This is a genomic window from Niastella sp. sgz303648, from assembly GCF_059587045.1.
Window position 1 is genome coordinate 635,634 of sequence record NZ_JCAPSW010000002.1, and the last position, 12,240, is coordinate 647,873.

Annotated in this window: 11 protein-coding genes; 8 read left to right on the plus strand and 3 right to left on the minus strand. The window is 36.4% G+C overall.

Going from position 1 to position 12,240, the window contains the following annotated elements; all coding sequences use genetic code 11:
- Positions 1-183: 183 nt before the first annotated feature.
- Positions 184-726, minus strand: a complete 543-nt coding sequence (locus tag AC59IL_RS07060) for a PIN-like domain-containing protein (protein ID WP_496551399.1) — start codon at positions 724-726, stop codon at positions 184-186.
- A gap of 516 nt (positions 727-1,242) precedes the next feature.
- Between AC59IL_RS07060 and AC59IL_RS07065 the strand changes: the two genes are divergently transcribed.
- The 3 genes from AC59IL_RS07065 (at position 1,243) to AC59IL_RS07075 (ending at position 4,538) form a co-directional block, all read left to right on the plus strand.
- Positions 1,243-1,938 (plus strand): hypothetical protein, encoded by a 696-nt coding sequence (locus tag AC59IL_RS07065; RefSeq protein WP_496551400.1) that lies wholly within the window; start codon positions 1,243-1,245, stop codon positions 1,936-1,938.
- 141 nt (positions 1,939-2,079) lie between these two features.
- Positions 2,080-3,309, plus strand: coding sequence for a hypothetical protein (locus AC59IL_RS07070; RefSeq protein ID WP_496551401.1), 1,230 nt, complete (start codon positions 2,080-2,082; stop codon positions 3,307-3,309).
- 83 nt (positions 3,310-3,392) lie between these two features.
- Positions 3,393-4,538, plus strand: coding sequence for a restriction endonuclease (locus AC59IL_RS07075; RefSeq protein WP_496551402.1), 1,146 nt, complete (start codon positions 3,393-3,395; stop codon positions 4,536-4,538).
- A gap of 175 nt (positions 4,539-4,713) precedes the next feature.
- On the opposite strand, the gene AC59IL_RS07080 is transcribed toward AC59IL_RS07075, so the two are convergent.
- A complete protein-coding gene (locus tag AC59IL_RS07080; RefSeq protein ID WP_496551403.1) occupies positions 4,714-6,258 on the minus strand; it encodes a hypothetical protein in 1,545 nt (514 codons plus the stop codon).
- A gap of 450 nt (positions 6,259-6,708) precedes the next feature.
- Here AC59IL_RS07080 and AC59IL_RS07085 point away from each other — a divergent pair, with 450 nt between their 5' ends.
- Complete coding sequence (locus AC59IL_RS07085) at positions 6,709-8,724, plus strand: STM2767 family DEAD/DEAH box helicase (protein WP_496551404.1); 2,016 nt, start codon at positions 6,709-6,711, stop codon at positions 8,722-8,724.
- Entirely contained in the window at positions 8,711-9,331 is a 621-nt protein-coding gene (locus tag AC59IL_RS07090; protein WP_496551405.1) for an STM2766 family helicase-associated protein, read from the plus strand. Before AC59IL_RS07085 ends, AC59IL_RS07090 begins: the two co-directional genes overlap by 14 nt.
- Positions 9,332-9,647: 316 nt before the next feature.
- Here the strand turns inward: AC59IL_RS07090 and AC59IL_RS07095 are convergent, their stop codons facing one another.
- Positions 9,648-10,478, minus strand: a complete 831-nt coding sequence (locus AC59IL_RS07095; protein WP_496551406.1) for a DUF6602 domain-containing protein — start codon at positions 10,476-10,478, stop codon at positions 9,648-9,650.
- Between the two features lie 418 nt (positions 10,479-10,896).
- Between AC59IL_RS07095 and AC59IL_RS07100 the strand changes: the two genes are divergently transcribed.
- From AC59IL_RS07100 to AC59IL_RS07110, 3 genes are read left to right on the plus strand one after another with little or no spacing between them, the layout of a single operon-like run.
- Entirely contained in the window at positions 10,897-11,199 is a 303-nt protein-coding gene (locus tag AC59IL_RS07100) for a hypothetical protein (protein WP_496551407.1), read from the plus strand.
- 45 nt (positions 11,200-11,244) lie between these two features.
- Positions 11,245-11,718: a hypothetical protein gene (locus AC59IL_RS07105; protein ID WP_496551408.1), complete on the plus strand. Its 474-nt coding sequence runs from the start codon at positions 11,245-11,247 to the stop codon at positions 11,716-11,718.
- A 50-nt stretch (positions 11,719-11,768) separates the two neighbouring features.
- Positions 11,769-12,203, plus strand: coding sequence for a hypothetical protein (locus tag AC59IL_RS07110; RefSeq protein WP_496551409.1), 435 nt, complete (start codon positions 11,769-11,771; stop codon positions 12,201-12,203).
- Positions 12,204-12,240: the final 37 nt, after the last annotated feature.

Here is a 12,240-nt window from a genome sequence, read left to right on the forward strand (position 1 = left end):
ATCTATCATCTCCATTTTCATTCCCACACTGGCTCTGTTGCTGACTGGAACTGCCCGATGCTGTCTGTTACTGCCAGCAACTGTCAAATTTCTTTTTTCTCACCACTCATTTTTGTACCTCTGCAATTTGGCCATTCGAGGTACAATCGAGGTACATAACATTACATAAAAACAAGTGAAACATCAAAGAATTTGCCACCGTATCCCTATTGAAAAATAAATAATTATGAAAAAATAGACAAGTATGAGAAAGTATAAAAATGGTTTACTTCCCTCATCAAAATTAATCTGAAAATCTTCAAATTCTTTTTGAAATACATTGACTGATTTAAGAACACTATCAAAAAGTCTTTGATCAATATAAGGGTGAATATCTCTATTCTTTGTTCTTTGTGTTACATCTTTTAGATTATTTCCTATGGAAGTAATGTAGCCCTCGATTGATTTTAGCTGCTCCTTTTTTAGCTTTGAATATTTTTCTGAAAATGACTTTCTAATAACTGATTCCCTATTTTTTAGATACTCATAATTTGTATGATCCGTTATCCAAAGCTGATCTTTTATTACAGGAAATAATTTATTAATTATTTGTTGTCTTGACTGTTCTGAATAATAATACATTTCCAAAATTGAAGATGTATCAAAAACAATAATAGCATTTTGCCAAAGTTCTTTTTCAACCTGCCCAGAAATTCTGAAAAAGAAATTAAATTCTTCCAATGTCATAATAAACTTTTTATTAACCGCTACATACCACAAATTGCCAATCTGTCGTAAGGGAAGCTGGAAATTAGCTTAACTGCAGCTTCTAAAATACGGTTGGTATGTACGATAACGTACTGAAGTAAAAGATAGACGAAAATGTATATTTTTTTCCATAGAAAAAGTAAATGTCATCATAATTATGGAAATGCTATTGCGGAATTTAAATTTTTAATATCCGTGCTGTTTTGCCAATATCCGTGTAAAAATTACCGATAAGTGTGTAGCCGAACAGATGTTTTTCACCCACACAAATGTTCCGGTTTTTGGGTGAAGCTTGAATGCGGCTTCCTCTTGTTGCGTTGAAGATTACTTGATCATTATCAAGTTTCAAATGCGGTTTGACAAAAATATAGGGGATTGCTATAAATTGGGACTTTAATCAAGCCGTCGCCAGTCTTCTGATAGCGATCACCATTGAAAAACTCATACGTCTCTCGGCATTAATTGCTTAGGCGTACAATCTCGGTAACTTTTACCATGGAAAAATTGAATATATTTTTGAACGTTTCAGCCTGGCTGGTAGCTATAATTTCACTGATAATTTCGGTGATAGCATTGCGCATTTCTAAGCGCGTCATGGTGCTTGGCTCCAGGGACTATGTGCCGTTGATGAACGTCAATATAAGTGAAGACAATGAATTATCAATCGATAACAAGGATTCTGATCTCTTTCACCTAATTCAGGTAGGGCACATCAGGGTCGATATATTTGGTTTTGACGATATAGGACGGAATGAAGCAATTCGTATTCCGTTAGTCACTCATTCCCGATTGCGTAACGACTTTGAAAGACCCGATAGGATTGTTCTTAACCGGGAAAGCGCGCATGCATGTGCTTACTTATGTTCGATGCCAGAAAAAGAAATTGTAGCTATCGATGAGCGTATTCATCGTTGCAAAGTTGAAAATCCGAATTGGCAAAACCTGCCTTCCCACAGATCAGTCATTCACTATGTTGAAATCCTTTACTTAAATAAATTTCACCAACAGAAGGCTTACTATATTAAGAAAAAGCATTACCATGGTAGCGGTTACCATCAGACTAGTATTATAGAGGCTGACTTTCAAAGAGCGATAGAGAATATTGCCATTTCAGAAAATCTCTCTGGTGAAGATCTTTGGCAGTACTTAATAAAGAGATTCCGCCATCGGTTTGATTTCGGCCAACCGTAGTGTCTTCTCAATAAACAGGATTCAAATCGATTTATCATATGGAATTTTTGTTAAATTGAAAACTAATTATTGCATGCGATGGAAATAATTCAGCTATTGAGAATTCGACATAACTTCTCGGAGGAGGAGAAAATTCACTTTATGCAAATAAGTGATCAATATAAATTATTGTCCATTACAGCCCAAAGTGTTAATTACGTTGTACAAATCCTAGACCTTCTACATGAATCCTTAGCCCTTAATCAAATAGAATTTATAAAGAATTTGTTTTTTGAGTTTTATAAATCAATTAAGAAGACTGATCGTAATCGGAACCGAATATTTGAAACGATTGGCAGCTTAACAACTTTTAAAGATACGATTGACGAACAAATACAATTAATAAACATTTACAGAAATATAGTTGCTGATTTATTCGACCCTTATATTTCACTGATTGTCGCTTTGATAAAATATAAAGAAGGCTCCTATTCAACGTTTTTAGAAGCCAACCTCGGTTTAGGAGAAAGAAACAAATACGAGTGTGCTTTTTCAAGATTACAGCCAACCCAAATTTTTAGTGGGTACAATCCAATTGTAAGGAATGCGATATCTCACACGGGAACGGATGGCATTTACCATGATGGCGATACCATTGTATTTAGAAATATTAAGCGAGGAACGAGTCCTACAGTGGAAACCGTAACATGGACCACAGAAGAATTATATAAAAACATAGTAGCTTTAATGGATTTTATCCATAGTATTCACATTGCCGTAAATATTTTCGGCATTGACATTGGGGATATCATCAGAGGTAATGCAGAACTTAATGGATGTTATATAGCAGATATTCTGACAGTAAAAGAACGACTTGAAATCCTATCCCATTTCGATAAAATGATAGTTTTGATTCTTACTTCGGATAAACTCGACGATGAGAAAAGAAAGGATATTACCACCTTATTCTTTTATGAGTGTGCTAAAAGGGACATACCGGTGACTTCAGTAAAATTTAATTCAGATGATAAGATTGCATTAATTGAGATACCCAATGGGAAACTTGATTTAAAAGATGATTCCACTTTACTATCACGGGTAAAGGAGCTAATTAGATACGCTATAATCGCTGAACCTTGCTACAGAAGAATAGTAAAAACATTTTGGATAGAAGAGGCGAAGGAGGCTCACAAAGATTCCCTTGCCGTACGCTTGCAGGGCGATTTATTGTACGATTATGTTTTAGAAAATGCCGGATTAGTAGATCTTCTCCATGAAGGAACAGTTCTTTTAAATGATCAAAGAATTAGAATAGAGATTGATTTTGAATATTTGAAGAAGTTCGAATACGATAGCCTCGGTTATATTTATCCGAGGAAAAGCAGGAAGTAGAGCTTTTAAGTTTTACCACAGCTTGTTTTTGCCCTTCGGCAAACCTCAAACATTAGGCGAAATTAGACAGACAACATATTCACATGACTTTTGAATTTGAAAGAGAGTATAACCAAGATTTTATTGGACGTGAAGATGAACTCGAATGGCTAGATGAACAATTTTATAGGAATTTCTCCAGTTCACCAATTATAGTTTCCGGTCCCGGCGGAGTCGGTAAAACATCTCTTGTGAAACAGTGGTTTTCTTCAAGGAGAATTACTGCGATGCCATTATGGCTAGACCTTTCTTCCAATATTGAAGAAGAAGGTATTGATAATTTACTTATTGAAATTCAAAAGTTAAGAGATGAACAATATAAAAAAGGATATTCATATTTTGCACGATTGCCTGTCGTTATAGATGGCAGTGATATTTGGTCGCAAAAGGAGCATGAAGAAGTAACTAGAAAAATTTTCCATAATAAAATCATTTCGTCACTTGTTTTTATCAGACAAAAACCTTTGAAATTTCCAAGTGGTCAAAACTTAACCCTTCGTCCTTTATCAAATTCTTCAACTGCAGATTTATTACGGAAATTCTTATCAAGTGAGCTTACTGATTTGCAAATCACTCAAGCAATTGAAGCATCGAAAGGAATTCCTCTTGCTATTTCAATCTTAAGTAGATTAATCAAAGGGCAGAGTGTTGACTCAATACTTTCTACAACAAAAGAACCGCTCTATGATATTCAAAATGGTATTCTTGTTCCCAAAAAGAAAATCATCACCATAACGAAACCAATTATAGTAAATGCAAACCATGAATTAATAACTTCTCTTAAAAAGCAACCCCTTAGCTTACGAAAGTTGACACCGAGAGAATTTGAGGAACTTTTAGCGAACCTTTTAAGAGATATGGGCTGGGACGTTGAATTAACTAAGCAAACAAGAGACGGTGGATCTGACATCCTTGCGTATCTCAATACAGAAGTTGGAAGGCTTTTGTGCCTTGTAGAAGCAAAGCATTACCGTGAAGATAGAAAAATTGGAGTTGATTTGGTAAGAACATTATATGGAACACTTTGTGACGCTCAAGCTAATAGTGCAATGCTTGTCACAAGCTCATCCTTTACCTCTGACGCTAAGACCTTTCAACAGAAACATCAATACCAACTGACCTTACGAGAATATGCCGATGTAGTAGAATGGATAATGAAATTTGGAAATAAGAATAACAACTTCGCCTAACATTGCATTGGCAATATGGCGGGGCGACGAATATATTCTCGCGGACGGGGAGGAGTGCGGCCATCGGAAGAAGGGCTGAATAGCGGCACCGTGTGCAGTCCGATCCGCTCGATAATTGGTTGAAGCCTGCTGACGACGTCTTTTTCGAATTTGATCCTTTGTTCCATATTCAACGTTAAAAAAAGGCATTCAGAATAAAGTGATAAATGATCTTTTTCTTACCATCGAATTGATGCCGGGACTGATAAAAGCGGACATCGGTTTGCTGATATCGATAGGTGACCCAGGAATCTGGAACATAGTTCATGTTGGACGTGGTCACGATGTTTTTGTATCTGTTGTCAATCTCGCTACGTTTCAAGTGGTTAATCAAAACCACGTAGCCTTCTTTCTCGAAGTCTGTTAAATAAGTGCAGATTTGTTGTGGAGTGTCCACCTTATCCCAATTCCACCAACCCTTGAATTCAATAATTTTGTCCATGGTGCCCATTCTCGTAATCCTGAGATCCATATACCCGCTACCTTGTTGTTCCTCCGCGGTAACTATCGCATCTCGGTACCGAGCTGCAAACCAATTTCGGAACCAGGAACGGACTTCAAACTCCTTTTCTGGCCCGCCATTATGAATATTTCGAATGCAATATTGTTTGACCCCTTCTCGCTGCAACAGATGTATCCCTTGAAGAAGGTCATAGATAAACTGCATAGGGCTGTTTCTATATACCTCCTCCTGTACATCCTTTAAGAATTCTTTTTCATCACCTAGCCATTTGTCTAGCAGCCGGATGAAATCCGTTTTGTCCGACACCGGCGCCAATACATCTTCCTCCAATCGAATCCTGCGCTGAGCCATGATGACGTCAAGTTTTAGTTTTTCTGGTTCAAGCAACAGCCCCTCTTCAAATAATTTTGCCGAGTTAATTTCACTGAGCAAAAAGCGTGTCATACCGACTAGCAACTCTTTAAGTTCCTCTCTTGTCTTCAATTTAAAGCATGTTAATCCCGAATAGTGGTTCGTCTCGCCTGGACCTTTGAGTATGGGAATGTTCTTTTCGAAGTATGCCTTCAAGTGTTGAAAAAGCGGCAGTTCGAACGGAAAGAGTTTCATCCAATCTTTATAGATTTTGTAAAGCAAGTTCATGTCTGTTGGATCTTGCAGCTCACTGGTGTCTGATGCGAGGCATTTTAAAAGCCAGGATTTCTGGTCTTCGCGCAGTGAAGGATGCTGTTCTATTAAAGAAGAGCTTGCGGACATGTATAGTCCTACGCCAACTGGAGACCCATATCCCTCGGGAAGAGCGCCAAAACTTTTGATAGAAAAGTCAATATAATCGGAGAGTTCCTTTCTCCAGTTCGGATGAAACGCGAATTCACAAATCTTTTCGTGTAGAAAGGAAACGAGCGAAATGACCTTAAATGGCACATATATATAGTCCAATTTTCTAAACCATTTGGTTTGGTTGAGGCGACGGTGCTTATCGCAGCAGTTGGGAAAGTTTTTATATAACTTGTCGGTACGATTAAACATTTCTGTATGGTATTCGCAGCAATACGGAAATCCAGTAGGGTAGCAGAAGCCCAGGGGAGGGTTTACGGTAAAAGCTTTCATTTCAAAACTGGATGCTGGAATAGAGATAATGGCATCTTCGCCATGTTGCACACGCTTAATACTTTTCCACAGCGGTTCCTGATCCACTATAATAATGCGATTCTCCATCATAAATGTTTTAAATGAAATTGAATTTACTAAAAAAAATCGCCCCAAAGCTCAGAACTTATTAGGCGAAAATGGGAAAGTCTGTTTTGCTAAGCCAACCCATCGACAGTGGTATTCAACTAACAGACATATATAAATCAGATACTTTCAAAGTTAAATTTACCGGCAGGATATTTTGGATCGAAACGGCCAGTTGGCATGCTAGTATTAAGCGCTTTTTACCACTTTCTGCCTATCGAAGCACACATATGATTAGTTGATAGAAAACTTCATTCAATGTAATATATACCCTAAGCCAACTTAGGAGCTTGTTTATAGTTTTTCTTGATACACTTATTAATCTTAGCTAATGTTTCTAATCAGTTCAAAGTCACTCTATGTTTTTATTTTAGCAAGCCTTGATAAACAATTTTTTTTACATATTATTGTAAAGTCTAAATAAAAATACTTTTAATGAGTCCCTACTTTTTTTTACAAGCTGAGAAAAATGGGCAGAATGCCTATTTCTTGGATGAGTTAGAGCAATATGCTAATGCGAAAAAGCATTTGACTTATGTACTTAACAAACCTCTAACCGATCAAAAATATACTTATAACTACTCCCACGCTCTCATTATACTTTCACCCAAACATAAAATAGCAATTATTGACTTTGGGCATAAAGATGAGTTTGAAGATTATGTTGAGGATGTACTAGAAGATCTTGGTTCAATATCTGACAAATATCAATACAAAGATGTTGTTGGGCGGCCTAGAAAATGGCGAACAAGCCTGCTTGAAACTAATTGGGAAGCCAATGAGTTAGAATACATCAGTAATTTTTTTGAAAAAATTAAAATCGAAAACGAGAAAGAAATAAAAGGACTTGACTTACTAATATCCTTATTTATTGGGAGTATAAATGATATTAACAGGGTTAAAGAAGAAGTGCCGCAGACAACTTTAGATAAAGTCAAACAGAAAATTCAGCTTTTTGATGGCGAGCAAACTAGGTTTGTTTATGAAAAACCTGAAAAGAAGAGGATCAGGATTCAAGGATTGTCGGGGACGGGAAAGACAGAATTATTACTGCACAAACTTAAAGATTTGTATGTCAGTGATACTGATGCGTCTATTTATTTTACCTGCCACAACAAGATTTTGGCAGATAGTCTTAAAAAAAGAATACCCTCTTTTTTTAATTTTATGAAAGTCGAGCAACAAATTGAATGGCAGAAAAGACTATTTTGCACACACGCTTGGGGGTCTGCCTCAGATTCTTTCTCAGGAACATATCGATACGTATGCGATTATTATAACATTCCTTTCTATCCTTGGTCTTATAAAATGCCTTTTGGTAAGGCTTGCAAACAAGCTGCAGACGAAATTAGAGCTAAATTTCCCAATGGGCAGCACCAAAAGGCGTTTTCTTATATGTTTATTGACGAAAGCCAGGATTTCGATGATGATTTTTTTGACCTTTGTGATTTAGTCACGGAAAAAAATATTTATATAGCAGGCGACATATTTCAAAGCATTTTAGATGAAGAAATTTCCGATGAGATTGAACCCGATTATTTGCTTGGAAAATGTTATAGGACAGATCCCAAAACTTTAATGTTTGCTCATGGTCTAGGAATGGGGCTTTTTGAAAATGATAAACTTAGGTGGTTAGAGCAAAAGGAATGGGAAGATTGTGGTTACCAGGTTAAGGTAGAAAACAATAAATACTATTTAAGCAGAGAGCCTTTAAGGCGTTTTGAAGACTTAAGTGAAGATTTTGAAAGTATTAAAATAATAGAAAATACAACAACTACTTCAGAGGGAGTTCTCAGGATTATAAGAGAGATCATAGATGAAAATAATACTGTTTTACCAGACGATATTGGAATTATTTTCCTTGATACGAGTAAGGATATATACCAAATTGCCGATACATTAGAATTGAAAATTCGACAGACTTTTAATTGGGAAGTGAATAAATCATACGAATCCAAAATAAAGAAAAGAAATGCTGTATTTATAAGTAATAGATACAACGTTAAAGGGCTTGAGTTTCCATTTGTCATTTGTATTACTAGTAAAATTAAAAAATCACCGAGCTATAGAAACGCTGTTTATACTATGCTCTCAAGATCGTTTATTAAGTCCTATTTTGTCATTCCTGCAAACGCCGAGTCGGGATTAACTCAAAGTATGGAAGTTGGACTATATGAAATAATTGCCAACAAACAGATGATAATTGATGAGCCTTCAAAAGAAGAAAAGGAGAAAATTAGAACTAGATTTAAGTACAACCTAAAAAAATTATCCCATTACGACTTAATGCAAGAAATATTCAAGGAATTAAGCGTCGAAACGAAGTTTCATGAAAAATTAATGAAACTTACCCAAGAAATGGAAATGATTGACAGTGATGAAGAAACCCTAACCGAGTTTGTTACTGACAATCTTAAATACCTTAAAACAAATCGACGTGAAAATTTTTGAGAGAATTATACTTCCTTACCAAGAAAATGGCTTTTTTGCACCTCTTCGGGATAAAGTCAGTTATGCTCGTTTGCTTATTTTAGCTGCTAAACAATTGATCGTTGATCCTGGCGAAGATGCTAATGCTACTTCCAGAATGAAGATTTTAGTTGATAAAATGAGTAGGCTCTTTATTTATAAGGATAACAAATTTTTCAGTGTATCTTTTCCCTTTTCAATTCTGGAGGATGAAGATGGTTTGCCAATAATTACCTCATATGCAGGAAAGACTGTAGATAATAAAGTCATTTCGGCTGCTTTATCTATACTAGATAACGAAACCTTTCAGAGAAATCCTTCCGCAATCGAATTTTATATTGGATTAGATGATGAATTTGAGTCATTAGCCATTCCTTTACTTGAGGAATTATTTCTGGCAGAACCATCTTACCTAAGGTATGACTTTGATCAGGAGAGACATAACGGAAAGTTGCATCCGCTTCATCACATAGATGTTAATTATTCACCTTATAGCACATATAAACTTGGACTAAATGATACAATTACTGCAAAGTATTTTGAAAACATATTAGATATAAAAACTGACTGCTCCTTTATTATTGATTAAAAATAACACAGAGCGACAAACATAAACCGGAAGCCTCCGCCCCGATTACTCATATCTGTTTACATGACATTTGTTTTAAAAATATAGATGTACCAATAATGAGTATAAAGATAACATTGTTGAATGGGTGCGGAAGTAATTGAATGATTAGCTGTTCTATGTAGTATATAACAACGATTTTTTGAGTTCATATGGCTATAGTATTAGCCAGTTTTTGTAATTTCTTTTAGAGTAATTTTTTAACATATTCAATCTGTCATTATGTGCTGCAAAAGTTTTTGAGCATGGATATGCCCTGCAATATCCCATGCGACTTTTATAAACCCTTTTTGGAACTGCCACTAGGTTTTTTGCCTGATGTCAGGTTAATCTCAATAGCGTCCTGATCAGCGTTAAAGTAATAGGTATAGTCAGGTTGCAAATACTGATCCTCTTTTGCGATATTAAAAAGTTCGTTAAGCAATCGAGAAACAGCTTCCCCTGGGTGGCCCGTGGTCGCAAAGTCAACATAATTATACGAATAATTCAAGCGGTTCTCTCCAGTATTAGTGATTTTTCTAAAAATCATTCCCTTTTTATTGACTATGATAAACGCCGGTGTTAACGAAGCATTGGGGTTGTTGTTGTTAATCCATTGGGTTAGATGTTCAATCCATGAGGCATTGATATTGCCATTAAAGGCGAAAACACAGCACACAGGCGTTATATTTTCAAAGACTTTCTGTGTTTCAATTAAAAATTCTTCAGGAAACAAATTCTTGGGTGAGATAAAATGATAACCTGTTTTTGGGATGCTGGCAAATTCAGCCAGGCAGTCATCTAGTTTACCTTTGTCTAAGGTGGACGTAATGCTGAATACTCCCTTTACCGTCTCTGTGGGATATTTTCCCTTATTCGAAAAGAACTTTATTGCATGACGGGAACAGACTACAACATCAAGTTGCCTTGACATTCCGCCGCCGCTGGAAATAATCTTGCCGCCACGAAAAATCCGGTAAATGTCTCCCAGCGCCTCCTCAATGACTTCCTTGACAAACCACTCGCATAACTCCCCTTTATCCGCAGGGTTCTGACCGTTGTATGAGTAACCTTTTAGATGGGCGTCCAATTTTTCAGTAATGCTATCGCAATATTCTTTGAAGTGCATAGAAGGAAAGATACAAAATCTTAATCTTTAAAACCAATTCAGTTAATTTTTTTTGGGTAGTATAACTTGGCAGAATAATGCCTTATTTCGAAAGGAACGTTCAAATGGTAGAATAAAAATATCATTTGTAGTTTTAGCGCATATGTTATTTCTGGCACGACACCTGCTGACATACTCTTCTAGGGAATTCGTTTTTTTTCCAACAAATATCGAATTATAAAAAGGCACTCATGACAAAAATCCTGATTTAACGATCCCTAAAAATACATATAGTACACATAATCACAAATAACAGGAATACCTCAGTTTATTTATTTAAAAAACTTCCGGTAACCGAATTTATTTTTCCCACCTGTGATTTTTCTGTGAAATCCCGCTTTTCTGCGCTTCTACTTTTGATTCATAAAAATGAAGTGTTATGGATCTGCAGCGAGGGGCAACCTTAGTAATGATTCCCGCTGAGGAATTGGAACTTATAAAAGCAAAGCAACAGGAGATTTTGAATAGACTGGATGATCTTAAAACGCCCCCTGCTGCCAGCCACCACATACCTGTCAATCATATTACTGCCATAGAATTTATGGACGCAGTGCGTATACGCCGTTCGAAATTTGACGAGCTGGTGGCTAATAATAAAATTAAAACGATAAAGAAGAGACGTAAAATCTATGTGCCGGTTACTGAAATATCACGCTATTTCAATGATCCATCAATTCAGTAATAAGCACCAGGAGAACATTAATTCTTCTTTTAAAAAAAGTAATCTATGAATTTTGAAACTGTGAGTCACGCCGAGGCAACTACTTGGAAAGATTTTTCCTTTTATCGTGTTGGTTCAATGCCATATGGGGTTGATGTTTCCTTAACAGGAACAGCAGATCCTTTTGCGCCTCTCGAAGTGAGAACTTATATAAAACAATTGATTAGGAAGAATGGCGCTCCACCACCATCAACAGAACTATTCGTGCTGAGGATAGATCATGGATGGGGGACGCAGTTTGATGCGGCATTGAAAATCCCAAAGAACACACCCGATAACAGTAAAATATGGAGTTACATAAATAAGCTCGAACGAGGGCTTAAAAACTGGGACGACATTTCGCTTAAACATCTTAGGGAAATAAGTCATCCACTGTACAAGAATAATCAGGATATAAAAGAAACTATCGCTCGTAAAATGGTAAAAAAGAAAATGTCCAATGACTCCCCTGATAGTCAAAAAAAGGGGAAAAAAAGATAATGGAGTATTTAAACGTACTCGCCATAATGTAAAGGAAAAATGAAAGAAATATGAGAAAGAAAAAAGAAGAGTCGTTTACTGACCAAGTGATTAGCAAATTGGTTGAGAACACCTATGAGGGGTTAAGTTTGATGATGGGAGGAAGTAACCCGGTGAAGGATGCTTTGGAAAAACATCTCACAGAAGGTAAAAACAAAATTGCAAACGGTGAGCAGCCGGAAAATTTCACAATCCAGCGAAACGGTAAATTAGATTCCAACTTTGTCTATAAATATGAGCTGGCCTTTGCATATGAAAACAACAATCCGGCAGTAAAATCAATCTCCCTGGAAGTGGATGGTAATAAGCATACCGAACAGCTTGCCTCATTGAAGGAGCTGCCTTCTATTCGGTACATGAAAGAAAAAGTAACTACAGTAGGTAGGAAACTGGTAACTAATCCTCGAACCGTATCTGAAGACGATGGTAAGGGGCAAAAGCTGTAACCCACTCCAAGCCGACCAGTATACAATTACCAATCAG

Bases quoted from the DNA above. Each gene is read 5' to 3' on its own strand.
- AC59IL_RS07060 (WP_496551399.1), bottom strand. From the start codon at position 726: ATGACATTGGAAGAATTTAATTTCTTTTTCAGAATTTCTGGGCAGGTT.
- AC59IL_RS07065 (WP_496551400.1), top strand. From the start codon at position 1,243: ATGGAAAAATTGAATATATTTTTGAACGTTTCAGCCTGGCTGGTAGCT.
- AC59IL_RS07070 (WP_496551401.1), top strand. From the start codon at position 2,080: ATGCAAATAAGTGATCAATATAAATTATTGTCCATTACAGCCCAAAGT.
- AC59IL_RS07075 (WP_496551402.1), top strand. From the start codon at position 3,393: ATGACTTTTGAATTTGAAAGAGAGTATAACCAAGATTTTATTGGACGT.
- AC59IL_RS07080 (WP_496551403.1), bottom strand. From the start codon at position 6,258: ATGATGGAGAATCGCATTATTATAGTGGATCAGGAACCGCTGTGGAAA.
- AC59IL_RS07085 (WP_496551404.1), top strand. From the start codon at position 6,709: ATGAGTCCCTACTTTTTTTTACAAGCTGAGAAAAATGGGCAGAATGCC.
- AC59IL_RS07095 (WP_496551406.1), bottom strand. From the start codon at position 10,478: ATGCACTTCAAAGAATATTGCGATAGCATTACTGAAAAATTGGACGCC.
- AC59IL_RS07100 (WP_496551407.1), top strand. From the start codon at position 10,897: ATGGATCTGCAGCGAGGGGCAACCTTAGTAATGATTCCCGCTGAGGAA.
- AC59IL_RS07105 (WP_496551408.1), top strand. From the start codon at position 11,245: ATGAATTTTGAAACTGTGAGTCACGCCGAGGCAACTACTTGGAAAGAT.
- AC59IL_RS07110 (WP_496551409.1), top strand. From the start codon at position 11,769: ATGAGAAAGAAAAAAGAAGAGTCGTTTACTGACCAAGTGATTAGCAAA.